11 protein-coding genes and 2 pseudogenes are annotated in these 22,941 nt (G+C 69.4%); 4 read left to right on the top strand and 9 right to left on the bottom strand.

Annotated elements, in window-relative coordinates; translation table 11 throughout:
- Positions 1-23 precede the first annotated feature (23 nt).
- Entirely contained in the window at positions 24-1,931 is a 1,908-nt protein-coding gene (gene dxs, locus A6F73_RS22715; protein ID WP_063349468.1) for a 1-deoxy-D-xylulose-5-phosphate synthase, read from the bottom strand.
- A 245-nt stretch (positions 1,932-2,176) separates the two neighbouring features.
- Positions 2,177-3,355: an ROK family transcriptional regulator gene (locus A6F73_RS22710; RefSeq protein ID WP_063349467.1), complete on the bottom strand. Its 1,179-nt coding sequence runs from the start codon at positions 3,353-3,355 to the stop codon at positions 2,177-2,179.
- 406 nt (positions 3,356-3,761) lie between these two features.
- On the opposite strand from A6F73_RS22710, the gene A6F73_RS22705 reads away from it, so the two are divergent.
- Both A6F73_RS22705 and pepN read left to right on the top strand, forming a co-directional pair.
- Positions 3,762-5,459: a PQQ-binding-like beta-propeller repeat protein gene (locus tag A6F73_RS22705; RefSeq protein WP_159398517.1), complete on the top strand. Its 1,698-nt coding sequence runs from the start codon at positions 3,762-3,764 to the stop codon at positions 5,457-5,459.
- A 165-nt stretch (positions 5,460-5,624) separates the two neighbouring features.
- Positions 5,625-8,207 (top strand): aminopeptidase N, encoded by a 2,583-nt coding sequence (pepN, locus tag A6F73_RS22700; protein WP_063349465.1) that lies wholly within the window; start codon positions 5,625-5,627, stop codon positions 8,205-8,207.
- Positions 8,208-8,372: 165 nt separating this feature from the next.
- Here the strand turns inward: pepN and A6F73_RS22695 are convergent, their stop codons facing one another.
- From A6F73_RS22695 to A6F73_RS22685, 3 genes are all read right to left on the bottom strand, one after another.
- Entirely contained in the window at positions 8,373-8,606 is a 234-nt protein-coding gene (locus A6F73_RS22695) for a hypothetical protein (RefSeq protein WP_079135908.1), read from the bottom strand.
- 132 nt (positions 8,607-8,738) lie between these two features.
- Complete coding sequence (gene malQ, locus A6F73_RS22690) at positions 8,739-10,826, bottom strand: 4-alpha-glucanotransferase (RefSeq protein ID WP_063351437.1); 2,088 nt, start codon at positions 10,824-10,826, stop codon at positions 8,739-8,741.
- A gap of 149 nt (positions 10,827-10,975) precedes the next feature.
- Positions 10,976-11,881 (bottom strand): DUF3710 domain-containing protein, encoded by a 906-nt coding sequence (locus tag A6F73_RS22685; RefSeq protein ID WP_159398516.1) that lies wholly within the window; start codon positions 11,879-11,881, stop codon positions 10,976-10,978.
- Between the two features lie 237 nt (positions 11,882-12,118).
- Here A6F73_RS22685 and A6F73_RS44095 point away from each other — a divergent pair.
- Together A6F73_RS44095 and A6F73_RS22680 are read left to right on the top strand one after the other, a co-directional pair.
- Positions 12,119-12,238, top strand: a pseudogene (locus tag A6F73_RS44095) (integrase); the annotation flags it as partial.
- 30 nt (positions 12,239-12,268) lie between these two features.
- Positions 12,269-12,549: pseudogene (locus A6F73_RS22680) on the top strand (IS30 family transposase); the annotation flags it as partial.
- Positions 12,550-12,762: 213 nt separating this feature from the next.
- Here A6F73_RS22680 and A6F73_RS41595 read toward each other — a convergent pair.
- From A6F73_RS41595 to A6F73_RS22665, 4 genes are all read right to left on the bottom strand, one after another.
- Positions 12,763-13,146, bottom strand: coding sequence for an SMI1/KNR4 family protein (locus A6F73_RS41595; RefSeq protein ID WP_159398515.1), 384 nt, complete (start codon positions 13,144-13,146; stop codon positions 12,763-12,765).
- Between the two features lie 822 nt (positions 13,147-13,968).
- Entirely contained in the window at positions 13,969-14,523 is a 555-nt protein-coding gene (locus A6F73_RS22670; RefSeq protein ID WP_063349460.1) for a hypothetical protein, read from the bottom strand.
- Positions 14,524-14,636: 113 nt separating this feature from the next.
- Positions 14,637-15,002 carry a hypothetical protein gene (locus A6F73_RS41590; protein WP_159398514.1) on the bottom strand — a complete coding sequence of 122 codons (366 nt, stop codon included), beginning with the start codon at positions 15,000-15,002 and terminating at the stop codon, positions 14,637-14,639.
- A gap of 640 nt (positions 15,003-15,642) precedes the next feature.
- Positions 15,643-22,941 carry an RHS repeat-associated core domain-containing protein gene (locus A6F73_RS22665; RefSeq protein ID WP_159398513.1) on the bottom strand — a complete coding sequence of 2,433 codons (7,299 nt, stop codon included), beginning with the start codon at positions 22,939-22,941 and terminating at the stop codon, positions 15,643-15,645.

The following is a 22,941-nucleotide window of genomic DNA, read 5'->3' as shown; positions in this document are numbered from 1 at the left end:
TGGAACGCGTTCCGGGCCCGTTCTCAGGCCTCGACCCGAGCCGCGTCCAGGCTGGCGACCAGGGCCGTCACCTTTCGGGCGATGTCCGGGGCGTTCAGGCCGATCTCGGCCAGGATCTCGTTCCGGCTCGCGTGGTCCAGGAACTCCTGCGGAATCCCGAAGTCGCGCACCGGCAGATCCACGTCCGCGTCGCGCAGCGCCTGCGCCACCGCGGCGCCGACACCGCCCACCCGGCCGTTGTCCTCGATCGTGACGACCACCCGGTGCTCGGCCGCCAGGCCCGGCAGGACGGCGTCCACCGGCTTGACCCAGCGCGGGTCCACCACGGTGGCGGTGATGCCCTGGGCGGCCAGCAGGTCCGCGACCTCCAGGCTGGTGGCGGCCATCGCGCCGACCGAGACGACCAGCACGTCCGCGCGGTGCGTGCCGCCCGGCTCCTCGGCGGCGCGCAGCACGTCCATGCCGCCGATCCGGCCGACCGCCGGGACGGCCGGGCCCACGGTGCCCTTGGAGTAGCGGACCACGGTCGGGGCGTCCTTGACCTCGACGGCCTCGCGCAGCTGGGCGCGGACCTGGTCGGCGTCGCGCGGGGCGGCCAGCCGCAGGGTCGGGACGATCTGCAGCATCGACATGTCCCACATGCCGTTGTGCGAGGCGCCGTCGTCGCCGGTGACGCCGGCCCGGTCGAGCACGAAGGTGACGCCCAGCTTGTGCAGGGCGACGTCCATCAGGACCTGGTCGAAGGCCCGGTTCAGGAAGGTCGCGTAGACCGCGAAGACCGGGTGCAGCCCGTTGGTGGCCAGGCCGGCGGCGCTGGTGACGGCGTGCTGCTCGGCGATGCCGACGTCGAAGATGCGGTCCGGGAAGGCCTCGGCGAAGGGCGCGAGGCCGACCGGGTGGAGCATGGCGGCGGTGATGCCGACGATGTCGTCCCGCTCGTGGCCGAGCGCGACCATCTCCTCGGCGAAGACCGAGGTCCAGCTCCGGCCGCCGGCGTTCTGGATCGGCAGACCGGTCTCCGGGTGGATCTTGCCGACCGCGTGGAAGCGGTCCTCGTCGTTGTTCTCCGCGGCGTGGTAACCGCGGCCCTTCTCGGTGAGGCAGTGCACGATCACCGGGCCGCCGAAGCCGCGCGCCTTGGTCAGCGCGGACTCCAGGGCGGTCAGGTCGTGGCCGTCGATCGGGCCGATGTACTTGATGCCGAGGTCCTCGAACATGCCCTGCGGGGCGATGAAGTCCTTGAGGCCCTTCTTGGCGCCGTGCAGCGTCTCGAACAGCTGCTGGCCGACCACCGGGGTGCGCTGCAGCGCGTCCTTGCCCCAGGAGAGGAAGCGCTCGTAGCCCTGGGTGGTGCGCAGGGTGGCGAGGTGGTTGGCCAGGCCGCCGATGGTCGGCGAGTAGGAGCGCTCGTTGTCGTTGACGACGATGACCAGCGGGCGGTCCTTGGCGTCGGCGATGTTGTTGAGCGCCTCCCAGGCCATGCCGCCGGTGAGCGCGCCGTCGCCGATGACCGCGACGACCGGGTCCGGCTTGCCGAGGATCTTGTTGGCCTTGGCCAGGCCGTCGGCGTAGGAGAGCACGGTGGAGGCGTGCGAGTTCTCGATCACGTCGTGCTCGGACTCGGCGCGGGACGGGTAGCCGGACAGGCCGCCCTTCATCCGCAGCATCGAGAAGTCCTGGCGGCCGGTGAGCAGCTTGTGGACGTAGCTCTGGTGGCCGGTGTCGAAGAGGATGCGGTCGCGCGGCGAGTCGAAGACCCGGTGCAGCGCGATGGTGAGCTCCACCACGCCGAGGTTGGGGCCGAGGTGGCCGCCCGTCTTGGCGACCTCGGTCACCAGGAAGGTCCGGATCTCCTGGGCCAGTGCGGCCAGCTGTCCCGGCGTGAGCCGGTCGAGATCACGCGGTCCCCGAATGCGGGTCAGCAGGGCCACCCGTTCCTCCTCGTTCAGTGTTCGCGGACCGCGGGCGGTCCGACGGGCGTCGCTGCCCGGTCTGGCGGCGGGCCGGCGGTCGCGGCCGGTGCCGACCGGTCGAGTCTAATGTCCGCTTGCCGGACACCGAGCGGCGCGGCCGGTGCCACCGACCCGTTACCGCCATTCCCGGAGGTCGGCCCGGGGGTCGCGCGTCACCCTGGATTGACGAATGAATGTTCGGGCGCGATCCGGGCCGCGGCGGCTCAGCCGCGCCCCAGCGCCCCGGACTCCCCCATCTCGCTCATCACCAGCGCCAGCGCGCCGAGCACCTCGGCCCGACCGCCCAGCGTGCCGGGGACCACCGAGAGCTGGCGGGCGGCGCTCGGGATGGCGTAACGGGCCACCGAGTCGCGGATCGGGGAGAGCACCAGCTCACCGGCCTCGGCGAGGTCGCCACCGAGGATCACCCGGCGCGGGTTGAGCAGGTTGCACAGGGTGGCGACGCCGGTGCCGATCTGCCGGCCGGCGTCGGCGATCACCCGACGGCAGCCGAGGTCACCCTGATGGGCCAGCTCGACCACCCGGGGCAGGGTGAGGTCCGGCCCGAGGGTCGGGGTCAGCAGGGAGAGCAGGTAGCGGGAGCCCACGAAGGTCTCCAGGCAGCCGCGGTTGCCGCAGCGGCAGACCGGCCCGGCCTCGTCCAGGGTGATGTGCCCGATCTCACCGGCGGTGCCGCCCGGCCCGCGGTAGATCTGGCCGTTGACCACCAGTCCGGCGCCGACCCCGCTGGCGACCTTGATGTACGCGAGGTCGCTCAGCCCCCGCCCGGCCCCCCAGACCAGTTCGCCGAGCGCGCCCAGGTTGGCGTCGTTGTCCACGTGCACCGGCATGCCGAGCCGCTCGGCCAGCTCCCGGCCCGGGGCGATGCCCGTCCAGCCGGGCAGGATCGCGGTGGAGCCCAGCGCGCCGGTCTCCACGTCGATCGGGCCGGGCACGCCGAGGCCGACGCCGATCACCTTCTCCGGGCGGAACCCGGCCTGCCGGAGCAGCCGTTCCACCATCGCCTCGGCCCGGTCGAAGCCCTGCGCGGCGGAGACGTCCACGTCGATCGGGGCGCTCTCCTCGGCGAGCACCCGGTGCGCGAGGTTGCCGACCGCGACCCGCAGGTGGGTGTGGCCGAAGTCGATGCCCACCACGATGCCCGCGTCCCCGCTGAGCGAGACGCTGCGCGCCCGCCGGCCGCCGGAGGAGGTGTCGGCGACCACGACGGTGCCGCTCTCCTTCAACTCCCGCACGATGTTGGAGACGGTGGCCGCGGACAGGCCGGTGCCGCGGGCGATCTCGGCCTGGGTCAGCGAACCGGCCGTCCGCACCGCGCGCAGCACCCGCTCCAGGTTCGCCCGGTGCAAGGACGACTGCGAGCCCGGTGTGTCCGTCGACATGATCCACCCTCCCAGGGCGGGGACCCCTCCGCCGGACGTCCCCTTCAACTCCTGAAGGGTAGGGCCTGTGCCGTGGATCGGCGCGGATCGGACCTGGGCGGTACGACGGGGGCCGGTGGCGGCGGGCCCGGAAGCCGCGGGGGAACGGACGGAAACGGGCCTGCGGAGTCCTGGGTTCGACCGAAAAACACTCGCCACTAGCATGGTGCCCTATCTCACGCGTCCCCCCGGACCGCGGGGCGGTATCGGCAGGGGGACGCTTCCAGGAATGACGGGGAATCAGATGGCAGGGGATCACCCTACGCCGGGGGCAGGCGAAGCGTCGGGCAGCAGCCCGCAGGACAATCGGGGCGTCTCGTTCGGGCGCCCGCCCGGCGGTGTGGACCCGGCCGCCGTGGCGGACCAGATGACACAGCTCGACGGCGCGGCTATCCCGCGCCCGGCCTCGCCCGCCGGACCGCCGCCGGCCCAGCCGCCGGCTCCGCCCGCGCAGCCGCCCGCCGCCGGTGCCGGTGCCGGTGCCGGTGCCGGTGCCGGCTACCAGCCGTACGCGCCGACCGCGGCCGCCTTCCCCAGCCAGGCTCCGCCGCCGCCGGCCGGTGCGCCGGTCGGCCCGTACGACCCGATGCCCGGTGGCGCCTACGGCGCGCCGGACGGCGGGCAGGCCTACGGCGCCGGCTACGGATACCCGCAGCAGCAGCCCGGGTACTACCCGGGCGCGCCGGTGCCCCCCGCGCCCAAGCAGCGCAACCCCGTGATGCTGTGGGGCGGGATCATCGGCGGCGTCCTGGCGATCGCCATCGTCGCCGGGCTGGTCGTGCTCCTCAAGGGCAACGACCCCGACCCCACGCCGAACGCCACCTCCGGCGGCACCACCACCTCCGGAGGCACCGTCACCAACGCCCCGACCGCCGACGGCACCACCGGCAGCAGCACCGGCGGCAACACCGGCGGGGCCGGGTACAACATCGCCTGGAACGCCCCCAAGGCCGCCACCGGGGACAGCGGCTCGCAGCTGCTCGGCATCTGGGGCAGCGACAAGGTCGCGGTGCGCGCCGACAGCACCGGCATCCGGGCGTACAACACCTCCGACGGCAAGGAGGCCTGGAACATCCCGGTCCCGGCCGGCAGCAAGGAGGTGTGCACCGCCTCCTACTCGACCAACTCGAAGAACATCGCCGCCGTCTCCTTCAACACCGGTGACAGCGACTGCTCCACCATCGGCGCCGTCGACGTCAGCCAGGGCAAGCTGCTCTGGAGCGTCAAGGTCTCCACCGACCGGATGTCCTCGCCGACGCTCAGCGTCACCGACAAGGTGGTCGCCATCGGCGGCAACGTGGTCGGCGGCCTGAACATCGACACCGGCTCGGCGGCCTGGCAGTTCCAGCCGCGCGACAAGGACTGCAGCCTCTACGGCCGCGCGGCCGGCAGCCAGATCGCGGTCAGCGACCGCTGCTACGGCGGCTCCGGCCCGAAGTCGCAGCTGGTCGTCGTGGACGCCGACAGCGGCAAGGCCGCCAGCACGCCGATCACCCTCACCGGCAGCATCGAGCGGATCGACAAGGTCGTCCAGGACCAGCCGCTGGTGCTGCTGATGAGCAGCGGCCCCAACGGCGACTACATCCTGCCGTTCGACAAGAGCAACAAGCCCGGCAACCAGATGTCGGTCAAGGAGCCCGGCGCGGACAGCCTGCGGCTGTCCGGCCAGTCCGACGCCTACACCCAGAACGTGGTCAGCGGCACCACCCTGTACGCCCAGATCACCGGCGCCAAGTCGGCCGTCAACGCGTACGACCTGACCACCGGCAAGCGGATCTGGTCCGCCGCCAGCGCCACGTCCAGCCAGGACATCCGGCTGGTGTCCGGCACCGACAAGGACGGCAAGGTCCGCGCCATCGTCAGCCAGGGCTACAACAAGCCCGCCCGGCTGGTGACGCTCTCGCCGGCCGACGGCTCGATGACCGACCTCGGCACCATGGCCATGCCCAACGGCCTGGACATCGGGATGAGCATGTCCGAGTACGTCCTCTCCAACGACGGCAGCGCGGTCTACGCCTTCCGCCGCGGCAGCTCCGACGCGCCGCTGACCAAGTGGAAGAAGTGACGGCGGGGGGCTGAGCACTCCTCGAACGCGGGCCCTCGGGGCCCGTCCTGGCGGGGCGGGAACGGGCGATCTGTCCGGACCCGCCCCGCCTGTGATTATTCCGGGAGCCCGTCCGTTGGGTCATGGGAGGATTCGCCCCATCAGCCTGACGAAGGAGTGCAGCGAGTGCCCGGCACCAACCTGACCCGCGAGGAGGCCCGCACCCGGGCCGACCTCCTCCACGTGGACGCGTACGACATCGAGCTCGACCTGAGTTCGGCCCGCGAAGGAGGCACCTTCCGGTCCACCACCGTGGTCCGGTTCACGGCCACGACCCCCGGCGCGGACACGTTCATCGACCTCGTCGCACCGAGCGTCGAGGAGATCACCCTCAACGGCGCCCCGCTCGACCCGGAGAGCTTCGCCGACAGCCGGATCCCGCTGCCGAACCTGGCCGCCGAGAACGAGCTGCGCGTCGTCGCCAACTGCGCCTACACCAACACCGGTGAGGGCCTGCACCGGTTCGTCGACCCGGTCGACGGCGAGACCTACCTGTACACCCAGTTCGAGGTGCCGGACGCCCGCCGCGTCTTCGCCTCCTTCGAACAGCCCGACCTGAAAGCCGCGTTCGCGTTCACCGTGACCGCCCCCACCGGCTGGGTCGTGGTCTCCAACTCGCCCACCCCGACCCCGGTCGGCGAGGGCGCCGCGCAGGTCTGGACGTTCGAGCCCACCGGCCGGATCTCCACCTACATCACCGCGCTCGTCGCCGGCCCGTACGTCGGGGTCTTCGACACCTACGAGAACGGCGACCAGAAGGTGCCGCTGGGCGTCTACTGCCGCCCCTCGCTGCGCGAGTTCCTGGACGCCGAGGACATCTTCGCCGTCACCAAGCAGGGCTTCGACTACTTCCAGGAGAAGTTCGACTTCCCCTACCCGTTCGCCAAGTACGACCAGCTGTTCGTCCCGGAGTTCAACGCCGGCGCGATGGAGAACGCGGGCGCCGTCACCCTGCGCGACCAGTACGTGTTCCGCTCCAAGGTCACCGACGCCGCCTACGAGGCCCGCGCGGCGACGATCCTGCACGAGCTCGCCCACATGTGGTTCGGCGACCTCGTCACCATGGAGTGGTGGAACGACCTCTGGCTCAACGAGTCCTTCGCCACCTTCGCCGAGGCCGTCTGCCAGGCCGAGGCCCCCGACTCCAAGTGGCCGAACTCCTGGACCACGTTCGCCAACCAGATGAAGACCTGGGCCTACCGGCAGGACCAACTGCCCTCCACCCACCCGATCATGGCGGACATCAACGACCTGGAGGACGTCCAGGTCAACTTCGACGGCATCACCTACGCCAAGGGCGCCTCGGTGCTCAAGCAGCTGGTGGCGTACGTCGGCCAGGACGCCTTCTTCCAGGGCGTGCAGACCTACTTCAAGCGCCACGCCTGGGGCAACACCCGGCTCGCCGACCTGCTCGGGGCCCTGGAGGAGGCCAGCGGCCGCGACCTGCGGACCTGGTCCCAGGCCTGGCTGGAGACCGCCGGCATCAACGTGCTGCGGCCCGCCATCACGCTGAACACCGACGGCGAGATCGAGTCCTTCGCCGTCCTCCAGGAGGCCCCCGCGCTGCCCGCCGGCGCCAAGGGCGAGGCCGTGCTGCGCCCGCACCGCATCGCCATCGGCCTGTACGAGCTCGCCGACGGCGCGCTGGTGCGCACCGACCGGATCGAGCTCGACGTCGACGGCCCGCGCACCGAGGTGCCCGAGCTCGTCGGCCGGCACCGCCCGGCCGTCGTGCTGCTCAACGACGACGACCTCTCCTACGCCAAGATCCGGCTCGACGAGGACTCGATGGCCGTCGTCACCGAGCACCTCGGCGGCTTCACCGAGTCGCTGCCGCGCGCCCTGTGCTGGGCCTCCGCCTGGGACATGACCCGCGACGGCGAACTCGCCGCCCGCGACTACCTGGCGCTCGCCCTCTCCGGCATCGGGCGGGAGAGCGACATCGGCGTCGTGCAGTCCGTGCAGCGCCAGGTCCGGCTCGCCCTCGACGCCTACACCGACCCCGACTGGCGCGAGCAGGGCCTCGCCCAGTGGGCAGACGCCGCCGAGGAGCACCTGCGCTCCGCCGAGCCCGGCAGCGACCACCAGCTCTCCTGGGCCCGCACCCTCGCCTCCGTCGCCCGCACCGACGGGCAGCTCGGCCTGCTCGCCGGCCTGCTCGACGGCACCACCGAGATCAAGGGCCTCGCCGTCGACACCGAGCTGCGCTGGACCCTGCTCACCCGGCTCTGCGCCACCGGGCGCGCCGACGAGGCCGCCGTGACGGCCGAGCTGGCCCGCGACAACACCGCGGCCGGCCAGGAGCACGCCGCCACCTGCCGCGCCGCCCGGCCCACCGCCGAGGCCAAGGCCGAGGCCTGGACCGCCGTCGTCGAGTCGGACACCCTCACCAACTACGTCCAGGAAGCGACCATCGCGGGCTTCCAGCAGTCCGACCAGCGCGAGCTGCTCGCGCCGTACGCGGCCAAGTACTTCGCCGCCGTCAAGGAGGTCTGGGAGACCCGCAGCCACGAGATCTCGCAGCAGATCATCGGCGGGCTGTACCCGGCGCTGCAGGTCACGCAGGCCACCGTGGACGCGACCGACGCGTGGCTGACCGAGGCCGAGCCGGCACCGGCGCTGCGGCGCCAGGTCGTCGAGGCCCGGGCCGGGATCGAGCGCGCGCTCAAGGCCCAGGCGGTCGACCGGGCGGCGGGCGCCGGCCGCTGACCTGCTGAGGGCGCCCGTCGGGGCCCCGGTCGGGGTCCCTTCGGGCGCCGACGGGGCTCCGTTGGGGCGCCGTCGGGCGCCGTCAAGGTGCTGGAAACGCCTGAAGGGGCACCGGAGATCTCCGGTGCCCCTTCGGGGTCGTGCAGGTCCTGGTGGACGCGGTGGTTACTTCTTCTTGCCCTTGCCCTTGCCGTACGGCAGGCCCGCGAGGGCGGCGATGATCACGAAGGCGGCGATCGGGATCAGCACGTACAGGCCGATGGTCTGGCCGACGCTCAGGCCAGGACCCGGGTCGTCGCCGTCGTCCCTGGTGAGGGCCATGGCGGGCGACGACAGCAGCATCATCAGCGTGACCGTTGCGGAGACCGCGCCGGCTCGCAAAGCGTTCCTCTTGTCCACGTTTCCAACTTACCCGCCGCTTATGACCCCCCGCGCGTCGGGGTCGGCCTTCCGGAAGGGGGCCGTCCGCAGTGCCGGGGGCAGGCGGCGGGATCAGGTGCCGGGATCAGGTGCCGGGGTCGGACGGCGGGGTCAGACGGCGGGGTGGGCGCCGGGCGGGGCCAGCAGGTGGGCGAGCAGGCGGGCGGCCGGGGTGGCGGCCAGGCGGTCGAGGGTGACCGGGTCGCCGGCGCCGTCGGCGACCGGCAGGCGCCAGTTCGGGTACTGGTCCCAGGTGCCGGGCAGGTTCTGCGGGCGCGGATCGCCGACCAGGTCCGGCAGCCAGACGCCGACCAGCTCCGCCGGGGTCGCGCGCAGGAAGCGGTACAGCACCGGCATCGACAGCGGCTCGCCCGGCGCGAGCAGCCCCCGCGCGGTCAGCTCGGCCCGCCAGTCCGCCAGCTCGGCCACCGCCTCCTCCTGCTCCTCGCCCAGCGGACGGGCCAGCAGCCCGAGCCGGTGCCGCAGCTCGACGTGCTCGCCGGAGAGCCGGGCGGCGGTGCTCGGCAGGTCGTGGGTGGTGAGGGTGGCCAGGCAGCCCGGGCGCCAGCGGTCCGGGGCGAGGATCTCCCCCGCCGCCTGCCAGTCCCGCTCGAACCAGAGCACGGAGGTGCCGAGGATCCCGCGCGCCGCCAGCTCCTCCCGGACGCCCGGCTCCACCGTGCCCAGGTCCTCGCCGATCACCGCCGTCCCGGCCCGGTGCGCCTCCAGGGCCAGCACGCCGAGCATCGCCTCGGCGTCGTAGCGCACGTACGCGCCCTCGGTCGGCGGGTGGCCGTCCGGCACCCACCAGAGCCGGAACAGGCCCATCACGTGGTCGATCCGGACCGCGCCCGCGTGCCGGGCCGCCGCGCGCAGCAGCTCCGCGTACGGGGTGTAGCCGGCCGCCGCCAGCGCGTCCGGGCGCCAGGGCGGCAGGCCCCAGTCCTGGCCGTGGGCGTTGAAGGCATCCGGCGGGGCGCCGACGGAGATGCCGCCGGCCAGCACGTCCTGGAGCGCCCAGGCGTCCGCGCCGTCCGGGTGGACGCCGACGGCCAGGTCGTGGATCAGGCCCACCGGCATGCCGGCCTGCCGGGCCGCGCCCTGGGCCTCGGCGAGCTGCTGATCGACCTGCCAGGCGAGCCAGCGGTGGAACTCGACCCGGTCGGAGAGCTCCCGGGAGGCGCGCCCCACCTGTGGGCCGTCCGGGTGACGCAGCCCCTTCGGCCAGCCGTGCCAGTCGGCGCCGTGCACCTCGGCGATCGCGTTCCACAGCGCGTTCCGGCGCAGCCAGTCACCCTCGCGGCGCTGGTAGGCCTCGTACGCGGCCTGGCGGCCGGGGCCGCGCGGCACCTCGTGCAGCAGTTCCAGCGCCTCGCGCTTGAGCGCCCAGACGGCGTCCCGGTCGATCAGGCCGTCGTGCCCCAGCACCTCGTCGCGCAGCCGGGCGGCCCGGCGGCCCAGCTCCTCCGCCTCGGCGCGCTGGTCACCCGTCAGATAGGCGTACTCGGGGACGGCCTCGACCCGCAGGTGCACCGGATCGGCGAAGCGGCGGGAGGAGGGGCGGTAGGGGGACGGGTCGGTGGGGGCGGCGGGGGCGGCGGACAGCGCCTGGTGCAGCGGGTTGATCTGGACGAAGCCCGCGCCGAGGCCGGCGCCCGCCCACCGGGCCAGCTCGGCGAGGTCGCCGAGGTCGCCCATGCCCCAGGAGCGGTCGGACAGGACGGAGTACAGCTGGGCGAGGAAGCCCCAGCTGTAGCCGGGCAGCGGGGGCAGCTTCTCCGGTGCGACGATCAGCGCCGCCTGGGCCTTGCCCTCGCCGCTCTCCGCCCTGAGCGTGTGCCGCCCGAGCGGCAGGTCCGGCGGCAGCCAGTGCGAGTGGCCGCGCGGCAGCTCCCACACCCCGCCGTCCTCCAGCTCCACGTGCAGCCGCGCGTCGGCCGGCACGTCCAGCGCCGTCCGCCGCCCTTGACGGACCACCACGCAGGGCGGCAGCAACCGGGCCTGCTGCGCGGCCCGGTGACGCTCCAGCGCCTCGCGCGCCTGCTCCGGCGTCCCCGCCGCCACCCCCAGGGCCCCCAGCACCGCGACCAGCGTGCGCGCCCCCACGGTCACACCCCCCGGCCCGGGGTACCGGGTGTCCACCCCGTACGCCTGCGCCAGCGCCACCAGTTCGGGCGGTGGCGGCGGCGCGTCCTGCATCGGCACCCTCAGCCCGTCGGCTCCGTCACGGTCGAGATAAGCGGCCACTCGCGGCTCCTGCGATGTCTCGGCAACGCCTGGTCAGGACGACCACAGTCCTACCCGGGTGACGGCCCGACGACGCTGCGCGACACGACCGCGCGGTCGGATCAGTCGGGTCGACGCAACGGGATCGGCTGATTGTCCGAGACCGGCTGCAGGCCGACGAATCCGCTCGGCGACAAGAACGCGGCGGAAGGCGGCCGGAAGGAGGGAACCACCACGATCCGTTCGAAGAACTCGTACGCCCACTCGTCACGGGTCTCGGCAGCGCCTCCTTCGCCGGTCACGATCCCCCTCAGCAACCAGCCCGGGCCGTCGCAGCCGAGCACTCGGTTGACGGACACTCCCCTGACACCCGGCCCCTTCTCCACGGAGACCTCGCACCTGAGCTCCACCCCAGCCCGGCCCGCCCAGGCACGGACCTCGCCCCCCGTCGCCAGGACACCGGCCGCCAGACGTTCACGTGCCCTTTCCCAGGCATCCGGCCGGGTGGCGTGATACGCCTGGAGTTGAAGCCCCGCCTGGCGACCCTTCACGACGACGGCCTCCACGAGATCACCGGACGGCGCCCTGTTCAGCTCGATCCTGACGCCCGGTTCCCGGGGAACCCTGAGCCCTCTGAGGTCGATGAGGTCCGTCCCCTGCCAGCCGCGTTCGCTCACGTCCCACGGACCGACATCCACGCCCCGACCCGCCGGGCGGAACGGATCCTCGGCACGGAGGAACTCGTCCGCGGTCTCCTCCGCAGCCTGGAGCAGCGCGGTCACCTCGCTCTCGCGCACAGCCCCGGCGTCCAGCAGAACCGTCAGCAGGACAAGGGTGTTCCGCAGGGAGAACAGGCCCTCGCCGCGCCCGACCCGGACAGCGGAGAGATCCCCGACCAGGGCCGCGACCATCGTGCCGGCCTCGTCCCTGCCGAGACCGCGCGCGGCGAGCGCGGGCGCCTCCACCGGGAACTCCTCGCCGGCCTCGCGCCTCAGTTGGAGAAGGATTTTCGTCGCGAGCAGCAGCACCAGTGCGGGCGTGGCCCGAGTCGGCCGATCTTCCCAGTCCGCCTCGGTCTCGCTCTCGACGGACAGGGAGCCGCGCGTACGGAACTCATGGAGGACCCGCGCTGCGGATCCGGCCGGATTACCCATAACCCCTCGTTCTGAATGGCTCAACGGCACACATCACGGCGATCGCCACCGCGGGACCACCTCAATGGTGCCGCAACCGATCTTGCCGTGCCCTCGGGGGAGTTCGCCATCCTTCTCTTCAACCAAGGCGCCGAGCTCGTCGTCATCGAGGAGTTGCTTGACCACGCCCACATCGGCGTCACCGCCACCGTCTGCGCCCACGTCCGGCTCCGCCTACAACGAGACGCCATCGTGCTCTCGGCCAACCACCTGGTCCGCCCGCTGACCTGGGACCCCAGGGTGCCGAGATGGCCGCCCACAGCTCGCTCACGGTCGCCACCGACATCCCGGTCTACTTCTGCGATCCCGCCAGTCTGTGGCAGCGAGGCTCGAACGAGAACACGAACGGCCTGCTGCAGCAGTACTTCCCGAAGGGCACGGACCTGGCCGTCCACGGCCCGGAACACCTGGCCCACGTCGCTGCCGAACTCTACGGCGGCCCACGCAAGACGCTCGGCTGGGAAACCCTAGCCGAGCGCCTCAATAAACTGATCGCGACTTGATCAACTAACCACGCATTACAACGACCCCTGGAAACCGCCGTCACCCGACGGGGCTAATGTTCGATCGCGTTGCAGCACGATCGACGCTCTGCTACCGCATCCAGGCAAAGCCTTGTGGAAGTCCCCCACACACAGCAGCGCAGGGTGCGCTCGGATTGCGAAACGGGATCCGGGACCGTAAGCCCCACGAACCAACGGGATTGGCAAAGTGAATCAAAATTCCGGACAGGTGTTCACGTATTCAGAGTTCAGGAATTCCGCAAAAGACTCCCAGCGGACCATTGGAGCAGCCTCCCCTTCCATGCAGAGAGAGGCGGGAGGATCTTGCAGGGATGTCAACTCCATCCAATAGACCTGACACCCCTGATGCATGGCAAATACAACAGCACCATCAGGCAGATCCACCCCTCCGTGATTATCGGAGAAAAAATCATCGACTGCTCGCCTCATACCGAGGATTACAGGGAAGAAGGCACCGGTTCCACGGAGGATCCCGCCAGCACCACACCCCATAAGGGACAGGAACTCCCCATGCCGCTCAGGGACCCCCTGAATGCCCCACAGGTCGCGGACGCGGTCAATTTCTGCATTGGTCATCCCCGCGACGGAACCAGGGGCAATCCGCCTCACGGTCGCAGCGATATTCGAGATAGAAAGCATCAGCCGGCTCCCGTAAAAATACTGATTTGGACTCCAGGAAAACGCCTTTGGGGACTGACCCATTAGACCTTCGCAGCTCGGGCGACGATGCGCTCAGAGTACAGATCTATCGTGCCCTTGGATTCAGGAGTGAGACGCTGCACGCTTCCCGCTCGTCACCGTCATGAAATCATTCGACCCATCGAACGCACCCGCGCTACGGCGATATTTTTGCCCGCCTTAACGCCGAGGTCGCTATTTGCCTTGCTCCGGTGATCATCCGCCATTTCGGCAAGATCGCAATTGTTAACCAGGACCGGCATGGCGCCCGCCAGCACATAGTATGCGTGGTAGAAGCCCCCCTTTCTGGCTGCGTATTCGCGGGTGGACGGCAATCTACCGGTTGTCAGGAGTCGGGGTTCTCGGGCGGGCCGGGGATACGTTCGCCGCGCGACTCGGCGATCCGAAGCTCGCCGGTCAGAGCTTCGGTCAGCCAGCAGGCAAGGCACCGGCACTCGGGGGTCGATAGCTCCTTGGCTCCGGGGGCCACGACCCGACGGGCGCGCCCCAGGAGTTCGAGCTGCACCTCTTCGATACTGTCGGTTCCGCGCGCCGGCAGCCGCACATGCTGCCGCCAGAACGGCCAGGCGCCCCACGGATCGTGATCCGGAGAGGCGCCTGGCTACAGTTGCTGCATTTGTCGACGACTTGACAGGCTATGCCCACCTGAGCCGAATCTTCATGGTGATGACATTGCCCCACCCGAAATGATCCGCCCTCCTATTCGCCCCTCCTCTCCTTCCACCTGCGAAGCACCTCACCTGATGCGGCATCACCCAATCTGAAACGCTCCTCGAGATTGAACCAAATACCAACCTGGAGACGCAGGTCGGGGTCAACCGTCAGATCCGACAGAGGCCTAAGAGCCACCAGCATCTCTTCGATTTCAACCAAGCGGAATATTTCGTCGTCCTCAGGCAATTCGGATTGCATCGTCGGAGTTCCGGACCACTGGACGGACTCTTCCAGATTTCGCGCCTCCTCACTCCTTCGATCAGCCGCAGCCAGAGCCGCCTCCGGCGACAACGAGATGGCGCCCAATGCCAACCTGATCACGTTTTCGACCTTGCCCTCGATGGGAAGATCCACCACCCCCTTGAGTAGCGATGCCCGCACCAATAGCCCTGCGATCAACACGACGCTCCTAGCCGCGGAAATGTCACCTATTGACGCCGCAAAGACTGCCGTCTCAATGCCGCGCGTCAGCGCCTGCTCACGGTCCTCTGGCAGAGTCTCCGAAAAGCGGCTGAGCTGAGATTCCAGTGATTCGATCACAAAGAACCACCAGTGGATAGGTGTGCCTCCTGGAAACCTAGTTCGCAGCCAGCCGTTGCGCTCATCGGGCTCTAGGGCGCAAAAGTCGAGAAAATCTCGTCGAGTGACGTCCACTACTTACCTCCCAGATTCGTAATTCTCCGACGAAGAACTGGAACTCCAGCCCCCTCGAACGCGCGCACGCCATTCATTAGGAACTCTTCAGAGCATGCCTGGCAGGGCGTGTAGTGCCCGGTGTGATTGTTGATGTACTCGACGATTCCACGTGCGTTGATGTGAGCTTCACCCGCCCCAACCACTGCCCTTCCCTCGGTCAGGATAGGGTGTTTGATACCCGGCATCGCGGGTGCTATCCGGAGAGTGCCAGCCGTGTCCACCGACCAGATATGGCGACCGCTGGCCGAAATAGATTCACTAAAGACACCTGCTCTCACAGCAGCATGGGAAATACCTGAGAAGTCTGCCTCGAGCATCTCCATCGACAGCTTCTCTGGCTGGTTGTTCTCAACCGGACCACAATTGTGGAAAAGTATCAGAGTCGTACCTGCGAGCACATAGTACGTATGGTAGGCGACCCCTTCCTGACTGCATTTTCGCAGATGAGCTGCAATCTACCGGTCAACGTTCGTGGAAGCGCGTTGTTGTCCACCCCTGTTGCCGTCAGAGCCGTCAACTACTGCCGTCAAGACGCCATGAAGCCCTCCCTGGACTCCAGGGAGGGCTTCATACGCGTTCGATTTCACTGCTTGCGCCACATATCAGGCGCCTGAGTTCCAGAGAGCCAACCCATGCAACGACTCATTCATTGGAGATCGGGCACCCATGTCACCAAACTTGAGTCGATCTCGGATTCCTCCAAGAACTCCCGAAGCACCTCGCTAGAGTCACCACCCTCATTAAGCATTAGCGTATATCCAGAAACAGGATTCCCGGCGATCCTCACTAGCGCAACAATCCTCCCGGACTTCAGGACAAAGACGGATATCTCTGTCTCCCCAATATCTCCAACGGGAGACTCGACAGAGCCGCCAAGAGCCTCGATCTCCCCCCTGTCAATATTTAGTTGAGCGCACATCTGAGGCCTGGATGGAATCCAGCTTTCCAACCCCAATGGAATCATTACTGCCTCACGGATCGGGATACCATAACTGGTATCTTTGCCACATCGCCTCCATTTGCCGAACTCACTCCGCGCAAGCTAGCTGGCCACCACGCCTGCCTTGGGAGAGTATTTCGCGCGGAATAAGGGTGGACCGTGGTATAGAACTCGAAACTCCCTGGAGGAGCATTCTCGGGAAGCGGCCCACGCCACGCCTGAACAATTCCCTCCTCTGGCCAGAAGATCCTCGACGGATTCCCCCACAACTCGCCAGACGCTTCAACAAGTGAGAGGGTTTCCGTGGTCTGAGTACTCCCACCCGAGAGGCGGTGGAATGGCCCATGAAGCACAGTTTCCTGAGCTTCTTGCGCCGCCTCATCAGCTCCTCCCGCCGCACCACTGGCCGTTTCCCCACAATTGTGAACGAGGACCGGAGCGGCGCCCGCGAGCACATAGTACGTGTGGAGCTGGTTGACCGTCAGGTTGTGGGTGGTGACGGCGTAGGGGTAGTTGCGGATGGACTGGATGGTGAGGGTGGTGCCGTCGGGCTGGCGGAGGTGTTCGCCGGGGGTGAGTTCGCCGGCGTCGACCCACTGCTGGCGGGTTTCGCTCCAGTAGGGGTGGTGGTGAGTCGAGGTGATCTTCGACTGGTGGTCCGCCGGCGGGCCTCGGGGGGCCGCGTCGTCGGTGAGGGTGAGGTCGGTGAAGTCCTTGTCGTCGGGGGTCAGGATGGTGGCGGTGACCGTCTCCGGGCGGGTCTCGCCGGTCTGGGGGTCAGTGGCCATGACGACGTCGCCCTCGTGGATGTCGTCGATGGACTTGAGACTGCCGTCGCCCATCAGCACCTTGGTGCCGGTGGGGAAGCTGTTGCGGCAACTGACAGGGGTTTCGTCGGCTTCCTTGGCCGCGGCCTTACTCTCCGTTCCCGCCGCGTCGGTTGCCGTCTCTCTTGCTACTTTTTCTTCTGCCGCCTTGGCTGCTGCCTTCTCAGCCGCTCGAGCTTCCGCTGCTGCGGTTCTGGCGGTGACGTAGGCGGCTTCGGCCTCCCTGGCAGTGCGTTCACCTGCCCTGATGGCGTCGTAGGCCTTGTTGATCTCCTTGTAGATCTTCAGCGCTTGGATGCCGGCCTTCACGGCTTTGAGGATCTTGCCCCAGGGCACCACGTTGAGCGCAGTGTTGATGCAGCTCATCACGTCGCCCTTGGTGAAGCAGTCGCGAGCGTCGTTGAAACCGATCAGATCGCCGACCAGGTCGACCACCTTGTGCACGAGCTCATCGCGCTTGTGCTTGGCCTCGTTCACGACCTTGTCGGCGGCGTCCATCCGACTCTTCGCGGTCTGCTCCTGCGCTGTGGGCTTGGGCAGCGAGGCCAGGGTGCTGGGCGACCAGGTCGCCGGGGTGATGTAGGAGTAGCCGTGGCCGTCGTCCTTCTCGGCGGCTAGACCGTTGCACTCGGCCGGGGTGTCACACGTGGGCCTCAGGCCGTTGGCGTCCGATTTGTTGATCGGGCTGTTGTTGGCGTACGAGTAGGCGTTCCACTGCTGGGGATCGCTGGCGACCGTGATGGGGTCGGGACTGATGAAGCGGCCCGTCTTGGGGTCGTACTCACGGGCACCGAGGAGGGTGAAGCCGGTGGCCTTCTCCTTGGTGCCGCCGACGAAGCCCTTGTCGCCGGCCCAGACGCCCGCATCCGGCTGGGTGCCGCGTTCGTTGCCGAACGGGTCGGTGGGACGGCGGACCTGGGCAAGGTCATAGGAGTCGAACTGCACGCCGTTGGTGCCGTGTGGGTCGGAACCCTGGTAGGCGAGCGTGGACGTGCCGTTGGTGGTGGTGCGGGTGATGGAGAGGCCGTTGGGCGCCGCGTAGCTGCGGACGTTGGTGACCGCTCCGGTGTTGGTGTCGAGGGTCAGCTGGTCCGCGCCCAGGTTGAGCGTGGTCTTGCCCGGGTCGCGGCGGATCAGCTGGTTTCCGGACAGGTCGTACAGGTAGCTGGTGGCGCCGCTCTGGCCGGTGCCGGTGATCTGGTCGAGCTTGCCCTGGGCGTTCCAGGTCAGGTTCCTGGTGCCTGGGGTGTCGGTGATCGAGGCGGTGTTGCCTGCGGCGTCGTAGGTGTACGAGGTCACCCCGGCGCCAGCCGGACCGGTCCGGGTGGACTTCATCAGCGCGTGCGGACCGCCGGTGCCGCCGCCCGTCTTCGGGTCGGAGGACGGGGTGTTGGGGCCGGCGCCGAACGTCTGGGTGGTGGTGACATCCTTGCCGGTGTCGCCGTTGACGTCCTTCTGGACCAGCTTGGTGCGGTTGCCGATGAGGTCGTACTCGTACTGCTGCCAGTACGGGGCCGGACCGCCGACGCTCGACGTGCCACCGTTCATGGACGGGCCATCGGTGTTGGCGCAGGCGCCGACGCCGGGGACGCTCGGCTGTGGACGGGTGGTCTGGGTGCCGTTGTCGGTCCAGGCCTGGGTGAGCCGGCCAAGGTAGTCGTGGGTGAAGCATTGCAGGTCGGCGACCAGGCCGTCCTGCGCATTGCGGGCCGAGGTGACCTGACCCATCGGGTTGTAGGTGTAGTCGATCGCGTCGACGTGTGAGAGAGGGGCGTTCTGCTTGTCGAGCAGTGAACGGGTGACCCGGCCGGTGGCGTTGTCAATGATCATGGTGGAGACGACCTGCGCGCCGGCGCCGCCCACGGTGGTCCGGTACGGCCGGCCGTACGGGTCGTAGCGGACGTCGGCCACGAAGGCCGTGGACGGCTCGTACCCGAAGACGCTGGTCAGGCCGACGAACTGCCCGACGCTGTCTGTGGTGAAGCTGAGTGTCTCCCGGCCCATGCCGGCTACAGCCGGCATCAGCGTGCTCGCCAGCGTGCCGGCATCGTCGTAGGTGTTGTCGGTCTGGTAAGTGCCCGCGAGGCCACCCTCAACCGCAGGGATAGTGCTCTTGGTGCCGAGTTCCCGGTATCCAATGTCGTAACCGGTGATCTCCGACTTGTACGCCGCCCCGCTAGCACCGCCGGCATAGCGGGTCGAGGAGGTCGGCTTGCCCTTGGCAAGGGTGTCGTACGTCCAGACCCCGACCTGCTTGGCCGGATCGGTCACCGCGCCCTCGTAGGCCGCGACGGTGCGGCCGAGCAGGTCGGTGACGGTGGTGGCGCTCTTTCCCCGAGAGTCCGTCGCGGTGACGAGGTTCTTGGCGTCGTCGTAGCTGGTGGTGCCGGTGCCTGAGTCAGGGTCGGTGGACTTCACCGGGCGGCCCAGCAGGTCGTACTCGTACGTCCAGAGGTTCCCGGCCGCGTCCTTGCGCCAGGCTTCCCTGCCTTCCGGCGTGTAGCCGTAGGTGGTCTCGTCGTACGCGCCGGTCGGGGTGTTGGCCTTGTACTGGCGCAGCGCGAGCGTGTTGCCGCGGGCGTCCTTGACGGTCGCGGACGCATAGCCTCCGGCAGGCGGGGTGGTGCGGACCTCGTCTGCGCCGAGGAAGTCGGTGTGGGTGCGCCACTGCTCGACGCCATAGGACTGGAAAATCGAGTCGGTGACCCGGCCCGCGCCGTCGAATATCTGGACGGTCTGAGAGGGGATCTTGTGGTCTGGGTTCACTCCGCCGTTGGGCAGGAAGAGCTGGCCGCTGGGCTGCTCCTGGTCGTTGTAGTAGGCGGCGCTGGTCTTGGTCTGCCGACCCTGCGAGTCGAACAGCGCATCGGTGATCATGCGGCCGGTGGCGCCCGACGGGGTACTGGCCTGGGTCTGGCGGACGCGACCGAGGCCGTCGTAGATGGTGAAGCTGGAGGTGTAGGTCTTCAGGTCGCCCATCAGCGCCTGGGTGAGCACCTGCGAGGGCGCGTTCGTGCCGTTGACCGAGTAGGAGAACCTTCGGTTCGGGCGGTCCGGAAAACTACTGCGGTCGTTGCCCGGGCTCCAGCCCGCGGTCGCGCGGCCGAGGGAGTCGAAGTCCTGCTCGCTGATGCGGCCGTTCTCGTCCTTGATCTTGAGTGGCGAACCACGGCCCACGTCCAAAGTGCTGACGGTCTGCCAGCCCATCGGGTTGGTGTGGGTGACCTGGGTCGGCAGCTGACCGGTGGCCGGGGAGTACGCGGTCTTGGTCTCCGCGCCGGTCGGGTGAGCAGCGTCGGTGCGACTCGGGTCGACGGTGCTGATCACGCGGCCGTAAGCGTCGAAGCTCGCCCGCGCGGTGGCCCGGTAGACCGGCTGGCCGGCGGTGTCGTAACGCTCCAGGACCTCGGTGGCGGTCTGCTCGGACTTGGCGCCGGACTTGCCGAGGGGCAGGCCGTCGAAGTACGCCCGGGTGTCGGCGACGGTGTTGTCCTTCGTCGCGGTCCGACCGCAGGCGCCCTTGAGGACCAGGGTGCGCGAGGCGAGCTGCGTCACCGCGCCGTTCGGGCCGCCGGCGTAGGTGAAGGAGGTACAGAGCAGTTGCTCGGGGTGGGCCAGGTCGCCGTTGTCGTTGACGGTCAACGGGCGGGCGACGGGTGTCGAGTCGTACGTGGTGGAGCGCTCGCTCGTGCGCCAGCCGTTGGCCAGCTTCTCCCGGTTGGTCACCTTGGCCGCGTTGACGGCCCGGGCGGTGATCGGCGGCATGCCACTGGACTGCTTGCGGGTGGCCGTGACCGGACCCAGCCACGGGTCGGAGACCGTGGTGGAGAGGACCGCTCCGTTCTCCCCGTTGTAGTTGGTGGAGTCGCGGATGTAGCCGACCAGGACGTTCTCGTCCTTGATGGTGCCGCCGTGGACGTCGGTCACGGACACTTGGCGCGCGGTTCCGTTGGCACGGACGTCGCCGTCCATGCCGCGCAGGAACGTGGCGACCGTCTTGGTGCGCGGCGGCTCGACGTCGCTGCCGCTACCGGTGAGGGTCGTGACCGTCGCGTACCCGCGGAACTGGTCCCAGGTACGGGTCTTGGGGTCGGCCATCTCGGAGTCGTTGCGGTGCCAGGCCGCGCCGCCGCCGTAGACGTAGTCCGTGACGACCGCGGGCTGGCCGCCGGCGACCGAGTCCTCCTGGGTCACGGACTGCACGACGATCTTGTTGAACCAGTCGTTCACCGGCTCCGGCGCGCTCTGCCCGGGCAGGTACCACTTGACCGGCATGCAGGCCATCGTGTTGCCGTCCTCGGAGGACGGCATCTTCCCGCCCGCTTCGCGCGAGCACTCGGCGGTCCGGTAGACGACGTTGATCAGGCCACCGGTCTCGGTGGTGATCGTCTGGATACGCGGACGGTTGTACGGCTCGATCGAGGCCGAGGTGCCGTCCGGCCGGACGATCTGGCCCTTGACGCGGTTGGCGATCTGCAGCGGCTGGAACGAGACCGCCGGAAGGGTGAGCGGCGTACGGTCGTTGCTGCCGGTGCGCTGGACCGAGTCCAGCCACAGCGACGGGGAGGTGCCGTCACCCGGGTCCTGGAAGGACTGCTTGAGGGCGAAGGAGTCGACGGGGCGGTAGGAGGTGCCGGTCCAGACCTCGGTGTCGATCGTCGTGAGACGCTTGGTGGTCCAGAACGTGGGCGAGTAGACGGTGCAGTCGCCGGTCGCGTCGCAGGTCTGGTCGATCGGTGTGTCCGGCCAGGACTTGGCATTGGCCTTGGTCCGCTGCGACGGGTCGCAGGTGGTCGTGCCGTTCGGCAGGCAGCGCTCGGCGGTGCGGAACCACACCTGGGCGGCCGGGTTGGCCTTGCCCTTGGCGGCGATCTGATCGGGCAGCCGCTGGCCGTAGCCCACCCAGACCGGGTAGCTCGCGCGCTGGTACTTGGTCCGAGGGCCGTTGCCGTTGTTCTGGCCGCCGCCCTGGACGTAGGAGTTCTGCTCCTGCTCGTACCGGTAGGTGATCAGGTTCTGGTGCGGGTCGACGACGTAGTCGAGCGACCACTGCCAGCCCATCTGGGACCAGGAGTTGGTGGCCGGTGAGCCGCCCTTCAGGCACGGGTCCTGGCCACCTGGCCAGTAGATCGGCACGGTGGAGACCGAGTTGCCGGCCTGGTCGGTGCCGTCGCCGCCGGGCAGGTGGTTCGCGCCGAAGTAGTACTGAGTGCCGTCGACGGTGGTGATCCGCCAGGCTTCGCCGTTCCAGGCACCGTTGGCCTGCCCGGTCAGCCGCTCGACCTTGGTACCGTCCTCGCCCTGCAGATGCCACTCACAGGAGTCGTCGTCCTTGACCAACTGGCCGGCGTGGCCGGCGAGCGAGAGCTGGAGCAGGTCGCCGCCCCAGCACTGGTCGCCCGACTTGTCGATCCCGGCGTCCTTGCATCCCTTGTAGCCGCGGACGATGGAACCCGGGTGCCATTCCCAGCCCTCGCCGATCCAGGACGGCTGGGCGTTGGTGGAAGCGGTCTTGCCGTCCACGGCGGAGGAGTCGTAGCCGAGCGAGACATCGGGAGCCGGGCCCGCCAGTGCGGAGGGCAGCTCGACGGTGTAGCCGTAGGTGAAGTTGCCCGCGTTGGCGCCCGCCTGCCAGGAGGCGGACGGGGTGATCGGCGAGGCGGTGAAGTCACCGCCGCTGCCCTTGGGGGCCGCCTCGGCTGCGAGCGCCACCGCGGACGTGTTCGCTGCTGGACTCCCGAAGGCGCCGGCGGCGAAGGACTTGGAAGCGACGTCGGCAGTCGGCTGCGGGACGTCGACCTCGGCCACCAACCGGCCCGTGGCCTCGTCCCGGTGGGACGGTACGGGGGTCCGCGAGGTGCAGCCGGGGGCGCCCGGGGTCGTCAGGGCACACCCGGGCAACTGGACGAGCCGGGCCCGCGAGGCCCAGTTGGCGCCGGCGTTCTTCGCCCAGGGCTGGACATCGATCCCGACCTGGACCCGCCCGGCTCCGCCGCCCTCGCCGGTGTCGCTGAGGGCGACCAGGGCGCCGTTCACGCCGGCGGCCGTCGCGAGGCCCTGGTCGGCGAGGTCGACCTGGAGGGTCGGGGCTCCGCCCTTGGCGGCCGGGGCCGACGGGGCGTTCCGGGGGGCCTGTTGGGCGCCGGCGGATGGCGCGATCCAGACAGGTAGCGAGCCGGCCTGGACCGCGCCCGTGGAAGCGGCTGTCGGGGCCAGCGCGTCATTGGAGGCCGACGCCGCAGTCGCCTTGGCACCCGCGCCGTCGAGCGTGGCGATGGCTCTGCCGGACGGTGGACTGGAGTCGGCCGGCGGCGACCACTTCTTTCCGGGGTCGGGCGTACGGCCTGAGGCCTTGGCGTTTGAGCCCTTCACCGGGAGGGTCTCCGGCACTGGCGTGTTCGGCGGCACCCAGACCTTCGGGGGGTCGGCGGTGCTGGCGACCGCCTCGACCGAGGGGAGCGTCACCACCGACATGCAGACGGCCAGGGCGGCCAT

The organism is Streptomyces sp. MJM8645, assembly GCF_001625365.1.
In the GTDB taxonomy this organism is placed as follows: Bacteria; Actinomycetota; Actinomycetes; order Streptomycetales; family Streptomycetaceae; genus Kitasatospora.
This window is presented reverse-complemented; position numbering and strand designations above follow the sequence as displayed.